We start from the raw sequence: 13,109 nt of genomic DNA, 5'->3' as shown, positions 1-13,109 counted from the left end.
CCGTCGACACTGCCGGGGACCGGCCCCCGGCGGCGACGATGGGTGCCATGACGACAACAGCGGCGACCACCGCCACCCCGGTGGTCGGGTTCGACCAGGTGAGCAAGACCTACGGCGACGTACGGGCCGTCGACGGACTGTCGCTCGTGCTGCACCCGGGGGAGACGGTGGCTCTGCTGGGTCCGAACGGGGCCGGCAAGTCCACCACCCTCGATCTGCTGCTCGGCCTCAAGCAGGCCGACACCGGCAAGGTCAGCGTCTTCGGCACCAGCCCCCGCGAGGCGATCGTCGCCGGGCGGGTGGGCGCGATGCTGCAGAGCGGCGGGCTGATGGACGAGGTGACGGTCGGTGAACTGGTCAAGCTGGCCTGCGACTTGCACCCGAAGCCGTACAAGGTCGGCGATGTGATCGCCCGCGCGGGCATCGCCCAGATCGCCGACCGCAAGGTCAACAAGCTCTCCGGCGGCCAGGCGCAGCGCGTCCGCTTCGCCCTCGCGACCGCCGGTGACAGCGACCTGATCGTCCTCGACGAGCCGACCACCGGCATGGACGTCTCCGCCCGGCAGGCCTTCTGGGCCACCATGCGCGAACAGGCCGACCAGGGCCGTACGGTCCTCTTCGCCACCCACTACCTCGAAGAGGCCGACGCCATCGCGGACCGCGTGCTGGTCCTGCACCGCGGCCGGCTGCTCGCCGACGGCACCTCCGCGGAGATCAAGGCGAAGGCGGGCGCCCGCAGGGTCGCCTTCGACCTGGACGGCGAGATCGACGAGGCGCCGATCCGCTCCCTCCCCTTCCTGACCTCCGTCGACATCTCCGGTCAGACGATCCGCATCCAGTCCACCGACGCCGACGCGACCGTCCACGCGCTCTACGGCCTCGGCGTCTACCCCCGCAACCTCGAAGTCGCCGGACTCGGCCTGGAGCAGGCCTTCGTCGCCATCACCACCGCCGAGGAGGCCAAGCAGTCATGAACAGCCTGATCAAGCTGGAACTCATCCGCGCCCTGCGCAACCGCAAGTTCCTGTTCTTCTCGGTGATCTACCCCTCGGTGATCTTCCTGCTCGTCTCCAACCAGACCGGCACGGTCGACGGCACCGGCCTGAGCATCGCGAAGTACGTCATGGTCTCCATGGCCTCCTTCGGCGCCCTGACCGCCGTCCTGATGGGCAACAGCGAGCGCATCGCCAAGGAGCGCGAGAACGGCTGGGTACGGCAGTTGCGGCTGACCCCGCTGCCCGGGCGCGGCTATGTCTTCGCCAAGACGGCCAGCGCCGCCGTGGTCAGCCTGCCGTCCATCGTGGTCGTGTTCGTCGTCGCCGCCCTGGTGAAGGACGTACGGCTGGAGGCCTGGCAGTGGCTCGCGCTGACCGGCGCGATCTGGGCCGGCAGCCTGGTCTTCGCCGCGCTCGGCGTCGCCATCGGCTACCTCGCCTCCGGGGACGCGGTCCGCCCGATCACGATGATCGTCTACTTCGGACTGTCCATCCTCGGCGGTCTCTGGTTCCCGTCCTCGACCTTCCCGACCTGGCTCCAGGACATCGCGAAGTGGCTGCCCACGCACGCGTACGCTGCGCTGGGGCAGGCCATCGAGCAGAGCCAGTCGCCCCACGCCAAGGACATCACCCTCCTCGTCGTCTACTTCGCGCTCTTCGCGGGCGGGGCGGCCTGGCTGTACCGGAAGGACACGCTGAAGGCGTGAGCGCGATGACGGAGGACCTGCGGTCCGAGGAGGAGGCCCGGGCGGACCGGCTGGTGCGGATCGGCCAGCCGCCCCGCAACCGTTCCGAGGCGATGCGCAAGCTGGTGTGGGTCGTGCCGTGGCTGGTCTTCCTCAGCGCGCCGGTGCACGACCTGACGTCCGGTCACCACACCACCCTGGCCACGGCGGCCGGCTGGGTGGGCTGGACGGCCTTCGTCGCGGCCTACCTGGCCGTCGTCTTCCGCACCATGGGCCGCCCCTACGCCGGTTGGACCGTCGCCGCCCTGGTCGCCCTGCTCGGGGCACTCGCCGTCACCCTGGCCCTCACCCTCGGCGGTTCCTGGATCGGCCTCTTCGTCTACGTCTCCGTCTCCTGCGGGGTGGCCCTCCCGCTGCGCGCCGCGTACTGGACGATCCCGCTGACCACCGCGGCCATGATGCTGACCGGCTGGCACGCCCACGACCTGGACGACGCCTGGGGCCTGTTCCTGGTGGTGCTGCTCGTCGGCTACTCCATGACGGGAGTACGACAACTCGTGCGTACGACGGTCGAGTTGCGCAAGGCGCGGGCCACGGTCGCCCAACTGGCCGCGAACGAGGAGCGATTGCGCCTGGCCCGAGACCTGCACGACCTGCTGGGCCACTCCCTCTCGCTGATCACACTGAAGAGCGAGTTGGCCGGCCGGATGCTCCCTGACCACCCCGACAAGGCGGCCCAGCAGGTCGCCGACATCGAACAGGTCAGCCGCCAGGCCCTGGTGGACGTCCGCGAGGCCGTCACCGGCTACCGCCGCCCCCGCCTCCCCGGCGAACTCGCGGGCGCCCAGGTCGCGTTGACGGCAGCCGGCGTCACGGCCGACCTCCCCGCCGAACCGGACCTCACCGACGTGCCCGAGGACAGCGAGTCCGCCCTCGCCTGGGCCCTGCGCGAGGCGATCACCAACGTCGTACGGCACAGCGGAGCCCAGCGCTGCGTGGTCGAACTGGTCCGGCGCCAGACGTTGGACGGCCCGATGCTCGAACTCTCCGTCGAGGACAACGGCTCGGCCGGCTCCGGCAAGGGCCCCGGCAACGGCCTGACGGGCCTCACCGAGCGCCTCGCGAAGGTCGGCGGCTCCCTGGAGACGACCCGCCTCAAACACGGCTTCCGGCTGGTCGCACGGGTGCCCGCAGGCGTTCCGGTCTCCTCGGCGGACGTAGGATCGCCCGCATGAGCCGTACGATCAAGGTCCTCCTCGCCGAGGACCAGTCGATGGTCCGCGAGGCGCTGGCCGCACTGCTCGGCCTGGAGGACGACATCGAGGTCGTCGCCCAAGTGGCGCGCGGCGACGAGGTGTTGGCGGCGGCCCGGGAACACGCCGTGGACGTGGCCCTCCTCGACATCGAGATGCCGGGCTGCACCGGCATCGAGGCGGCGGCCCAGGTCCACAAGGAGTTGCCCGCGGTGAAGCTGGTGGTCCTGACGACCTTCGGCCGCCCCGGCTACCTCCGCAGCGCGATGGAGGCGGGCGCCGACGCGTTCCTCGTCAAGGACGCCCCGGCGGCCCAACTGGCGGAAGCGGTACGGAAGGTGCTGGCGGGCGAGCGGGTCATCGACCCGACTCTGGCCGCAGCGGCGCTGGCGGAGGGCGCCAACCCCTTGACCGACCGCGAGCGCGAGGTCCTGCGGGCGGCGGCAGACGGTTCGACGAACGCCGAACTGGCAAAGGCCCTGCACTTGTCGCAGGGGACGGTCCGCAACTACCTCTCGACGGCCATTCAGAAGTTGGCGGTACGGAATCGGGCGGAGGCGGTACGGGCGGCAAGGGAAAAGGGCTGGCTTTAGAACGCAGGCCAGGGGCAGCCCAGCCAGGGGCGCGGGGAACCGCGCGCTCAGCCACGGCGCACCCGTAGACGCGAGACGCACGGCAGCTCAACGGCGCATAGGCGAAAGTCAGTTCAGCCTGGCGCGAGCCGCTTGCGCCTGCCACCGCACTCGATCAGCTGCAGGTTCATCCACCACCGCCACCACCTCCGCATACGCCTCCAACTCGGCGGCTCCCGTGAGGAAATCCCCCCGCTGAACCAGCAGTTGAGCCCGCTCATACCGCAACCGAGCCGAGTGCGAGGGCAACAACAACGCCAACTCCACAGCCCACAAGGCAACATCCGACCGCTCCGGCCGAGCAGCGGCCCACGCCCGGATGTTGTTCAGGACACGAGACACAACCTCCAAAGGTGCCGCGGGCACAAGCATCGAGGGCTCCAGCGAAGCGCCCGTGGCCCCCGCGACCAGCAACTCCGCATCGCCGCCCGACAACACCCGCCCCCCGTCGAACGGATCGGCCAGCACCTGTTCCTCCGCCGGCCCGAAGCCCACCACGAAGTGTCCCGGCAGGGCGACCCCGTACACCGGAGCCCCCGCCCGCCGCGCGACCTCCATCCACACCACGGACAACAGGATGGGCAGCCCGCGCCGCCGCCGCAGCACCTCGTGCAGCAGCGAGGACCCCAGCCGCTGGTAGTCGCCGGGCGTGCCGCGGAACTCGAAGCGGACACCGAGGAGTTGGTGCAGCGCGTCCGCCCAGGCGGAGGGCCCGCCGGGGCGGTACGGCAACTGCCCGGCCAGCCGGTCGAGTTCGAGCTGCGCCGCGTCGATGCCCGCGTCGTCCAGCGCCCCGTCCGCCACCGCCCCCACCAGCAGGCACAGCGTGGTCAGATCCGGCCGCTCGGACCGTGCCTCCTCGGCGAACCAGGCACGTACGTCCGCCGACCGCTCGGGCGACGGGGGACAGGGAACGGGAACGGGCATGGCGAACTCGTACCCCCTCACGACGAACCGTCGCGACCGGCGTCACCGGTGCCACCGGTCGGGGCCGGCTCACGATAGTGGTGGTAGGCATGATGCGCCGTGAACCCCATCCCGGAGTACAGCGCCCGCGCCCCCGCATTGTCCGTCTCGACCTGCAACCACGCGGCCGACGCGCCCTCCGCCAGCGCCCGCGAGGCCAACGCGGCCATGACGAGCGAGGCCAGCCCCCGCCGCCGTAGCGCCGGATCGACTTCGACGGCACCGAAACCGGCCCACCGCCCGTCGACGACACACCGCCCGATGGCCGCGGGCTCGGCACCCTCGCCGGGGACCGTCGCGAACCACACCGAGGGTCCGCCGCCCAGCACCTTCAGGGCCACCTCGCTCACCCCCTTGCGCTGATAGCGGGCCAGCCACGCGTCGTCGGCAGCCCGGGAGAGGACGACCCCGGCCGGGTCGGCCCGGTCCGCGACCGGGGCCGGCGCCCCGACCCACAGCTCGGCCGTCACCTCACGGGTCCAGCCGCGCCGCTCCAGCTCCGCACAGAGCAGCTCCTGCGTGCCCTCGGCGCCGGTCGCGGTCTGGACGTAGGCGGGCAGGCCGCGGTCGCCGTACCACCGTCGTACGGCGGTGAGGGCCTCGTCGAGAGGCAGGCCGGGATCGCCGAGCGGGAGCACGGAGTTGGCGCGGCGGGTGAACCCGGCGGCGGCGCGCAGCTCCCACTCGCCGAGCCGCTCGCTCTCCACGGGCTGCCAGCCGCGCGCGGAGACCTGAGCCAACTCCCGGTAGGTGGCCGAAGGTCCCCGCCGGCGGGCCGGAGCGGCCGGTACGACCTTGCCCGCCACCAGCGCGGATTCCGGAATGCGGACGGTGTCGCCACCCTTCCGTGTGATCGTGAGCACACCGCTGTCCCATGATGTGAGAACACCCACCGTGTCGGTGAACTTCTCTGCCGTGTCTTCACCCTCGCTCAAGCGCCGGACGGAGACCCGTTTACCCACGTCAGCAGCGGTGATGCGGACCTCAAGACGTCCAGCCGCAGAGATTTCCACAGGTCAGTTCACCCCTCCTGTATGGATCACGCCCCGGAACGGAGATACTAGGTGTGGGCATGGACGACGCCGCGCTCCAGCGCGCCTGGCGGCGGAGCCTACGGAGGCCCGCCAGCGCCCTATCGAGGAGGAACGACAGCGTGACCTACGTCATCGCGCAGCCTTGTGTCGACGTCAAGGACAAGGCGTGCATCGAGGAATGCCCGGTCGACTGCATCTACGAGGGCTCCCGGTCCTTGTACATCCACCCGGACGAATGCGTCGACTGCGGAGCCTGTGAGCCGGTGTGCCCGGTCGAGGCGATCTTCTACGAGGACGACACTCCCGAGGAGTGGAAGGACTACTACAAGGCGAACGTCGAGTTCTTCGACGAGCTCGGCTCCCCGGGCGGTGCCAGCAAGCTGGGCCTGATCGAGCGCGACCACCCCTTCGTCGCCGCGCTGCCGCCGCAGAACCAGTAAGAGCGGCCCGCACAGACGCGCCGCCTCGGTCCCGTACGGCCTGATCACGCCCGATCAGCGCCCTACGGGGCCGAGGCGTTTGCCGTACCGGGCGTACCGGTCGCATCGAAGAAAGTGAGCGAGTAACCGTGTCCGCAGTCACCGACCGCCTCCCCATCTTCCCCTGGGACAAGCTGGAGCCGTACAAGAAGACGGCGACGGCGCACCCGGGCGGCATCGTCGACCTGTCGGTCGGCACCCCGGTGGACCCGGTCCCCGATCTGATCCAGAAGGCCCTGATCGACGCGGCCGACTCGCCCGGCTACCCCACGGTCTGGGGCACCCCGGCCCTGCGCGACGCGCTCACCGGCTGGGTGGAGCGCCGCCTGGGCGCCCGTGACGTGACCCACCGCCACGTCCTCCCCATCGTCGGCTCCAAGGAACTGGTCGCCTGGCTCCCCACACAGTTGGGACTCGGCCCGGGCGATCGCGTCGCGTACCCCCGCCTCGCCTACCCGACGTACGAGGTGGGCGCCCGCCTGGCCCGGGCGGACTACGAGGTGTACGACGACCCGACCACCCTGAACCCCGAGGGCCTGAAGCTCCTCTGGCTCAACTCGCCCTCGAACCCGACCGGCAGGGTGCTGAGCAAGGACGAGCTGACGAGGGCCGTCGCCTGGGCCCGCGAGCACGACGTCCTGATCTTCTCCGACGAGTGCTACCTCGAACTGGGCTGGGAGGCCGACCCGGTCTCGGTCCTGCACCCGGACGTCAACGGCGGCTCCCACGACGGCATCGTCGCCGTCCACTCCCTCTCCAAGCGCTCGAACCTCGCCGGTTACCGCGCCGCGTTCCTGGCCGGCGACCCGGCGGTCCTGGGCCCGCTCCTGGAGATCCGCAAGCACGGCGGCATGATGACCTCGGCCCCGACCCAGGCGGCCGTTGTGGCGGCCCTGGGCGACGACACCCACGTCCAGGAACAACGCGACCGCTACAAGGCCCGCCGCACGCTGTTGCGCGAAGCGCTGACCGGCCACGGCTTCCGCATCGAACACAGCGAGGCCAGCCTCTACTTGTGGGCCACACGGGACGAGTCCTGCTGGGACACGGTGGCTCACCTCGCCGACCTGGGCATCCTGGTGGCGCCGGGCGACTTCTACGGCGAGGCGGGCGAGAACTTCGTACGGGTGGCGTTGACGGCGACGGATGAGCGAGTACGGGCAGCTGTAAACAGGCTCAGCTGAAGCGTCCCCAAGGGGCGCGCCCCCACCGGCCGCAAGCCGACGAACAACGCAAAAGGGGTCCAGGGAACTCCCTGGACCCCTTCGGCGCAGGGCGCCTAGCCGAGCGGCAGACCCTTGAGCGGCAACTCCTGAGCCGTGGGCAGCCCACCCTTGGTCACGGCGTCGGTCGGCAGGCCACCACCCGCAGTGGCGGTCTTCGCCGTCTCACCGAGCAGGCCTCCGGCCTGACCCGCCGTGTCCCCGGCGACATGCTGCGCGGCCGGAGCCACCGTCTTGGCAACCTTCCCGCCGGTCTTCCCTGCGGCCGGCACCGCCTTCTCCAGCGTCTGGCCACCGGACTTGCCGGCGACCCCCGTGACGTTCTGGCTCGCGCCGTCGACCGTGTTGCCGACGCTCGCCCCGTCCAGGGCGGTCAGCGCGCCCAGGTTCGGGGTGGCCGGCAGGGAGGGGGCCGCACTGGCGGAGCCGGCCGCACCGACCCCGGCTGCCGCTCCCGCTGCGACGAGCAGCGCGGCACGGGCGATCCGGCGGGTCAGGGGGAGGGACATGATGCTCCTTGTGTTGATCTCCGGGCTCGGACGCAGTGACTACCGCTCGAAGCGCGCGAAGGTTGCGGAGCGCCAACGTAAAGAGTTGGCAATGCGTCGCATTATCAGCTACGGATAAAAACGGACAAAGAGCGCCCGTCTCGAAAGCCTCCCGAATGCCGGCAGCCCTTTGTTTTCAAGGACTCCGGCACACCCGAGGGTGACCAGGCGAAAACCTGAGCACCCCCGGCCCCCGATCGGCCACGCATGACCCCTACGGGTGAGGACCCGTACTACTGCCCGGCTACTGCCCGGACGGACTCTCGGTCACGATGCGGACCCCGCCCGCGGCCTTCGTGCCGGTGGAGTGCCACGGGTCGTTCGCGCTGCCCGCGGCCCACTCGCGACCCGCGTACGACACGCGGTCGATGTGCAGCACCGAGGAGTTGGCGACCGCCCAGTGTGCGAGCTGCCAGCCGGTCTTCGTGCTGCCGGACCGCACCGGCAGGGTCACCGTGCTGCTCCCGCCCGTCGCACTCGCGCTCGGAGACGGCGTAGCCGTGGACTTGCCCTTGGACTTGGCCTTCGACTCGGACGTGCCCTTGGACGCGGACGTGCTCTTGGACGTCGTCCCGCCGCCGGTCACCTCCGCGCCGGTCTCCTTCAGCACCTCGCGCCCGAAGTCCCGTACCAGCGCGGCCCGTACGGCGTCCGGGCCGGTGGAGGTCTGTGTGGTGTCCGGGAGGCCCTGGCAGGTCAGCGTGGCGGCCGACTGCCCGGTGAGGGCGGCGGACAGCAGCGCGGCGTCGGGCTCGTGCTTGGCGTACGCCTCCGGGTAACCGCTGCGCTGCACGCGCTGCGCGGCGACGGTGAGGGGGAGCTTCTGGTAGTCGTCCACCTTGGCCAGGTGCTCGTAGAAGACGCTCGCCGCGTACGTCGGGTCCATGATCTGCTTCTCGGTGCCCCAGCCCTGCGAGGGCCGCTGCTGGAACAGGCCGAGCGAATCCCGGTCCCCATGGGTGATGTTGACGAGCTGCGACTCCTGGATCGCGGTCGCCAGCGCGATCGTCACGGCCCGCTCGGGCATGCCGCGCCCGGTGCCGACGGCGGCGATCGTCGCCGCGTTCATCGTCTGCTCCTGCGTGAACTCGAACTCCTGGCCGTCGTCCTTCCCGGACACCACCTTGCAGCCGGGGCCGCCCCGGCCGCCGGTGACGTACTGGACGACCAGGTAGCCCGCGACCGCGAGCAGCACCACGAAGGCGGCCGAGAACCGGAAGAGGCGACCACGTCGACGCTTCTTTGGGGTGGGGGACTGCTCAGGCATCCCCACAAGGTAGCGGAGGCTCCTGTTACCGCTGAGCCGGGTGTGGACAAACGGTGGAGACGCCCTTCGCGTTAGGGTCGACGGCATGGCCGATACCCCACTTGACCTCACGCTGGACGCCGCACGGCTCACCGCGCAGCTCGTCGACCTCCCCTCGGAGAGCGGCAGTGAGAAGCCCCTCGCGGACGCCGTCGAGACCGCGCTGCGTGCCCTGCCCCACCTGACGGTCGACCGGTACGGCAACAACATCGTCGCGCGCACGAACCTGGGCCGTACGGAACGCGTCATTCTGGCCGGCCACATCGACACGGTCCCGATCGCCGGGAACGTCCCCTCGCGCCTCGACGAGAACGGCGTCCTGTGGGGCTGCGGCACCTGCGACATGAAGTCCGGCGTCGCGGTCCAACTCCGCCTCGCGGCCACGGTCCCGGTCCCCAACCGCGACCTGACGTTCGTCTTCTACGACAACGAGGAGGTCGCCGCTCCTCTCAACGGCCTCAAGCACGTCTCCGAAGCCCATCCCGAGTGGCTGGAGGGCGATTTCGCGGTCCTCCTGGAGCCGACGGACGGTCAGGTCGAGGGCGGCTGCCAGGGCACGCTGAGGATGTTCCTGAAGTTCAAGGGAGAACGAGCGCACTCCGCGCGCGCGTGGATGGGCTCCAACGCGATCCACGCCGCCTCCAGGGCGCTGGCCAAACTCGCCGCCTACGAGGCCCGCACACCGGTCGTGGACGGTCTTCAGTTCCACGAGGGCCTCAACGCGGTGCGGGTGGAAGGGGGCGTGGCCACCAACGTGATCCCCGACGCGTGCACCCTGGTCGTCAACTTCCGCTACGCGCCCGACCGCAGCGAGGCGGAGGCGGAGGCCTTCGTGCGCGACTACTTCGCCGACTGCGGGGTCGACGAGTTCGTCGTCGACGACCACACCGGAGGGGCCCGCCCCGGCCTGACCCACCCGGCCGCCGCGGCCTTCATGGCGGCCGTCGGCGGCGAGGCCCGCCCCAAGTTCGGCTGGACCGACGTGGCCCGTTTCAGCGCCCTCGGAGTGCCCGCGGTGAACTACGGCCCCGGTGCCCAACTCCTCGCCCACAAGGTGGACGAGAGGGTCGAGGCGGCTCTCGTCCCCGAGGCGGAGCGGCGACTGCGGGACTGGCTCACCGCCTGACATCCGTATGTCCCCCCTCCGTAACCCGCGTAGACCTACGCTGAGGTACGAAACACCTGCAAGTGGAGGGAGCGCACATGGCTACAGGCAACCCCGAGGGCAAGCAGCAGCCACCGGAGGAGCAGCGCCTGGGACCGGTCCTCCGGAGGCGCGGCCAGGTGACCGCGAGCACGACCGACCAGCGTCTCCTGGACGCGGGCGGGCCCTCGGACTGGGTCCACACCGACCCGTGGCGCGTTCTGCGCATCCAGTCGGAGTTCATCGAGGGCTTCGGCACGCTGGCCGAACTGCCGCCCGCGATCAGCGTGTTCGGCTCGGCCCGCACCAAGCCGGACTCACCGGAGTACGAGGCGGGCGTACGGCTCGGACACGCCCTCGTGGACGCCGGGTGGGCCGTGATCACCGGCGGCGGCCCCGGAGCCATGGAGGCGGCCAACAAGGGCGCCCTGGAGGCCAAGGGCATCTCCGTCGGCCTGGGCATCGAGCTGCCCTTCGAGCAGGGGCTCAACGCCTACGTCGACATCGGCCTGAACTTCCGTTACTTCTTCGTCCGCAAAATGATGTTCGTCAAGTACGCCCAGGGCTTCGTGGTCCTCCCCGGCGGCCTCGGCACCCTCGACGAACTCTTCGAGGCCCTGACCCTCGTGCAGACCCAGAAGGTCACCCGCTTCCCGATCGTGCTGTTCGGCAGCGAGTACTGGGGCGGCCTGGTCGACTGGCTGAAGAACACGCTGATCGCCCAGGGCAAGGCGTCGGAGAAGGACCTGCTGCTGTTCCACGTGACGGACGACGTGGACGAGGCGGTCGCCCTCGTTTCGAAGGAAGCCGGCAGGTAGGAAACAGCCCGTCCGGCGTTTGAGGACGAGGCCCTTTCGGGGCCGAAGCGGGGGTCTGGGGGCGGCAGCCTCCAGGGACGGGACGGGCAGGGGCGGCGGGGGCGAAAAAAATCAGGCCAGCCCCCGCCGCGCCACAGCCGGCGGCCGATGCCCGGCAATGGACGCCACCATGTCCAGCACCTGCCGCGTCTCCGCAACCTCGTGCACCCGATACACCTGCGCCCCCAGCCACGCCGACACGGCAGTGGTCGCGAGCGTCCCGACAACCCGCTCCTTGACCGGCTTGTCGAGCGTCTCGCCCACGAAGTCCTTGTTGGACAGCGACACCAGCACCGGCCACCCCGTGTCGACCATCTCCCCGAGCCGCCGCGTCGCCTCCAGACTGTGCCGCGTGCTCTTCCCGAAGTCGTGCCCGGGATCGATCAGCACCGACTCCCTGGGCACCCCCAGTGACACAGCCCGCTCGGCCAGCCCCAGGGTCACGCGCAGGATGTCGGCCATGACGTCGTCGTACGTCACCCGGTGCGGACGTGTCCGCGGCTCGGCGCCGCCCGCGTGCGTGCACACCAGGCCCACCCCGTACCGCGCGGCGACCTCCGCGAGCCGGGGGTCGACGCCGCCCCACGCGTCGTTCAGGAGATCCGCGCCGACCTCGCAGACGGCCTCGCCGACCTCGTGCCGCCAGGTGTCGACGCTGATGATCACGTCCGGGAAGCGCCGCCGCACCTCGGCCACGAAACCGACCGTGCGCCGCGCCTCCTCCTCGGCGGTGACGTCCTCGCCGGGGCCGGCCTTGACCCCGCCGATGTCGATGATGGCGGCGCCCTCCGCCACCGCCTGCTCCACGCGCGCGAGGGCGGGCTCGTCGCGGAACGTCGCCCCCTGGTCGTAGAAGGAGTCCGGGGTCCGGTTCACGATCGCCATGATCACCGGCTCGTGCGCGTCGAATTCACGCCTGCCCAGCCTGAGCATCCCCTGTGACCTCTCCTAGTACCTACCGGTCTTCAGCCGCCTGTGACCCTAACTGTCAGCGTCGCATGGCACGATCGGACCCTGACACATTCGGCTTCGGCACGTCCGACATCGACGCCCGTGGAGACCTCAGAGATGTTCATGTTCCTGTTCCTGGTCGTCGGGCTCGCCGTCGTGGTCGGCGCCGTGACCCTCTCGGTGATCGGCGGCGGCGAGAACGCCCCGCTGCCCGACGTCGCGCCCGAGCGCCTCGACGACGCGCTGCCCCTGGACCGGCCGGTCGACCAGGCCGACGTGGAGAGCATTCGCTTCCCGCTCGCCGCGCGGGGCTACCGCATGGCCGAGGTGGACGACGCGCTGAGCCGCATCGGCGCCGAACTCGCCGAGCGGGACGCCCGGATCGCCGACCTGGAGTCCGCGTTGGCGGGCGCGCAGAACCACCGCGTCTCGATCGAGAAGCCCGCGGAAGGCGACCACCAGTGAGCGACGCCGTGGCCGGTGCCGACGGTGCCCTGCGCTGCCCCTGGGCGCTGTCCACCGAGGACTACGTCACCTACCACGACGAGGAGTGGGGCCGCCCGGTCCACGGCGACGACGCCCTCTACGAACGGCTCTCCCTGGAGGCCTTCCAGTCGGGCCTCTCCTGGATCACGATCCTGCGCCGCCGCGAGGGCTTCCGGGCCGCATTCGCGGGCTTCAGGATCGCGGAGGTGGCCACCTTCACGGACGCCGACCGCGAACGCCTCCTCGCCGACGCCGGCATCATCCGCAACCGCGCCAAGGTCGACGCGACGATCGCCAACGCGCGCGTGCTGGCCGACTGGGCGCCGGGCGAGCTGGACGAGTTCATCTGGTCCCACGCCCCGACCCCGGGCCCGGCCCCGAAGAGACTCGGGGACGTCCCGGCGGTCACGGACGAGTCGACGGCCCTGTCGAAGGCCCTGAAGAAGCGGGGCCTGAAATTCGTCGGGCCGACGACGGCGTACGCCCTGATGCAGGCGTGCGGGCTGGTGGACGACCACCTGGTGGACTGTGTGGCCCGCCGCCCCTGAA

Annotated in this window: 15 protein-coding genes; 10 read left to right on the top strand and 5 right to left on the bottom strand. The window is 70.8% G+C overall.

The features are described from left to right. Nucleotides 1-47 precede the first annotated feature (47 nt). From OC490_RS01150 to OC490_RS01135, 4 genes are read left to right on the top strand one after another with little or no spacing between them, the layout of a single operon-like run. Entirely contained in the window at nt 48-974 is a 927-nt protein-coding gene (locus OC490_RS01150) for an ABC transporter ATP-binding protein (protein ID WP_262055837.1), read from the top strand. After that, nucleotides 971-1,702: an ABC transporter permease gene (locus OC490_RS01145; protein WP_262055836.1), complete on the top strand. Its 732-nt coding sequence runs from the start codon at nt 971-973 to the stop codon at nt 1,700-1,702. Before OC490_RS01150 ends, OC490_RS01145 begins: the two co-directional genes overlap by 4 nt. Nucleotides 1,703-1,707: 5 nt before the next feature. Next, nucleotides 1,708-2,916 carry a sensor histidine kinase gene (locus OC490_RS01140; RefSeq protein ID WP_262056286.1) on the top strand — a complete coding sequence of 403 codons (1,209 nt, stop codon included), beginning with the start codon at nt 1,708-1,710 and terminating at the stop codon, nt 2,914-2,916. Then, nucleotides 2,913-3,527 carry a response regulator transcription factor gene (locus tag OC490_RS01135; protein ID WP_262055835.1) on the top strand — a complete coding sequence of 205 codons (615 nt, stop codon included), beginning with the start codon at nt 2,913-2,915 and terminating at the stop codon, nt 3,525-3,527. Before OC490_RS01140 ends, OC490_RS01135 begins: the two co-directional genes overlap by 4 nt. Nucleotides 3,528-3,635: 108 nt before the next feature. Here the strand turns inward: OC490_RS01135 and OC490_RS01130 are convergent, their stop codons facing one another. Further along, entirely contained in the window at nt 3,636-4,493 is an 858-nt protein-coding gene (locus tag OC490_RS01130; RefSeq protein ID WP_262055834.1) for a transglutaminase-like domain-containing protein, read from the bottom strand. A gap of 17 nt (nt 4,494-4,510) precedes the next feature. Continuing rightward, on the bottom strand, nt 4,511-5,545 hold the full coding sequence (locus OC490_RS01125; protein ID WP_262055833.1) for a GNAT family N-acetyltransferase: 1,035 nt from the start codon (nt 5,543-5,545) through the stop codon (nt 4,511-4,513). Between the two features lie 140 nt (nt 5,546-5,685). Between OC490_RS01125 and fdxA the strand changes: the two genes are divergently transcribed. Further along, a complete protein-coding gene (fdxA, locus tag OC490_RS01120; RefSeq protein ID WP_019058397.1) occupies nt 5,686-6,006 on the top strand; it encodes a ferredoxin in 321 nt (106 codons plus the stop codon). A 128-nt stretch (nt 6,007-6,134) separates the two neighbouring features. Further along, entirely contained in the window at nt 6,135-7,229 is a 1,095-nt protein-coding gene (locus OC490_RS01115; RefSeq protein WP_262055832.1) for a bifunctional succinyldiaminopimelate transaminase/glutamate-prephenate aminotransferase, read from the top strand. A 95-nt stretch (nt 7,230-7,324) separates the two neighbouring features. Here OC490_RS01115 and OC490_RS01110 read toward each other — a convergent pair whose 3' ends face one another. Beyond that, on the bottom strand, nt 7,325-7,777 hold the full coding sequence (locus OC490_RS01110; protein ID WP_262055831.1) for an ATP-binding protein: 453 nt from the start codon (nt 7,775-7,777) through the stop codon (nt 7,325-7,327). 283 nt (nt 7,778-8,060) lie between these two features. After that, entirely contained in the window at nt 8,061-9,083 is a 1,023-nt protein-coding gene (locus tag OC490_RS01105) for a heavy metal transporter (RefSeq protein ID WP_262055830.1), read from the bottom strand. Between the two features lie 85 nt (nt 9,084-9,168). On the opposite strand from OC490_RS01105, the gene dapE reads away from it, so the two are divergent. After that, nucleotides 9,169-10,248 (top strand): succinyl-diaminopimelate desuccinylase, encoded by a 1,080-nt coding sequence (gene dapE, locus OC490_RS01100; RefSeq protein WP_262055829.1) that lies wholly within the window; start codon nt 9,169-9,171, stop codon nt 10,246-10,248. 77 nt (nt 10,249-10,325) lie between these two features. Next, nucleotides 10,326-11,084, top strand: coding sequence for a TIGR00730 family Rossman fold protein (locus OC490_RS01095; protein WP_262055828.1), 759 nt, complete (start codon nt 10,326-10,328; stop codon nt 11,082-11,084). 111 nt (nt 11,085-11,195) lie between these two features. Here OC490_RS01095 and folP read toward each other — a convergent pair whose 3' ends face one another. Then, the gene (gene folP / locus OC490_RS01090; protein WP_262055827.1) at nt 11,196-12,056 is read right to left on the bottom strand and encodes a dihydropteroate synthase; all 861 of its coding nucleotides are present in this window, start codon (nt 12,054-12,056) and stop codon (nt 11,196-11,198) included. A gap of 135 nt (nt 12,057-12,191) precedes the next feature. Between folP and OC490_RS01085 the strand changes: the two genes are divergently transcribed. Further along, a complete protein-coding gene (locus OC490_RS01085) occupies nt 12,192-12,539 on the top strand; it encodes a DivIVA domain-containing protein (RefSeq protein ID WP_262056285.1) in 348 nt (115 codons plus the stop codon). After that, a complete protein-coding gene (locus OC490_RS01080) occupies nt 12,536-13,108 on the top strand; it encodes a DNA-3-methyladenine glycosylase I (RefSeq protein ID WP_315986647.1) in 573 nt (190 codons plus the stop codon). Before OC490_RS01085 ends, OC490_RS01080 begins: the two co-directional genes overlap by 4 nt. Nucleotide 13,109: the final 1 nt, after the last annotated feature.

It is taken from the genome of Streptomyces sp. STR69, from assembly GCF_024519455.1.
GTDB lineage: Bacteria > Actinomycetota > Actinomycetes > Streptomycetales > Streptomycetaceae > Streptomyces.
This window is presented reverse-complemented; position numbering and strand designations above follow the sequence as displayed.

Bases quoted from the DNA above. Each gene is read 5' to 3' on its own strand.
- OC490_RS01150 (WP_262055837.1), top strand. From the start codon at position 48: ATGACGACAACAGCGGCGACCACCGCCACCCCGGTGGTCGGGTTCGAC.
- OC490_RS01145 (WP_262055836.1), top strand. From the start codon at position 971: ATGAACAGCCTGATCAAGCTGGAACTCATCCGCGCCCTGCGCAACCGC.
- OC490_RS01140 (WP_262056286.1), top strand. From the start codon at position 1,708: ATGACGGAGGACCTGCGGTCCGAGGAGGAGGCCCGGGCGGACCGGCTG.
- OC490_RS01135 (WP_262055835.1), top strand. From the start codon at position 2,913: ATGAGCCGTACGATCAAGGTCCTCCTCGCCGAGGACCAGTCGATGGTC.
- OC490_RS01130 (WP_262055834.1), bottom strand. From the start codon at position 4,493: ATGCCCGTTCCCGTTCCCTGTCCCCCGTCGCCCGAGCGGTCGGCGGAC.
- OC490_RS01110 (WP_262055831.1), bottom strand. From the start codon at position 7,777: ATGTCCCTCCCCCTGACCCGCCGGATCGCCCGTGCCGCGCTGCTCGTC.
- OC490_RS01105 (WP_262055830.1), bottom strand. From the start codon at position 9,083: ATGCCTGAGCAGTCCCCCACCCCAAAGAAGCGTCGACGTGGTCGCCTC.
- dapE (WP_262055829.1), top strand. From the start codon at position 9,169: ATGGCCGATACCCCACTTGACCTCACGCTGGACGCCGCACGGCTCACC.
- OC490_RS01095 (WP_262055828.1), top strand. From the start codon at position 10,326: ATGGCTACAGGCAACCCCGAGGGCAAGCAGCAGCCACCGGAGGAGCAG.
- folP (WP_262055827.1), bottom strand. From the start codon at position 12,056: ATGCTCAGGCTGGGCAGGCGTGAATTCGACGCGCACGAGCCGGTGATC.
- OC490_RS01085 (WP_262056285.1), top strand. From the start codon at position 12,192: ATGTTCATGTTCCTGTTCCTGGTCGTCGGGCTCGCCGTCGTGGTCGGC.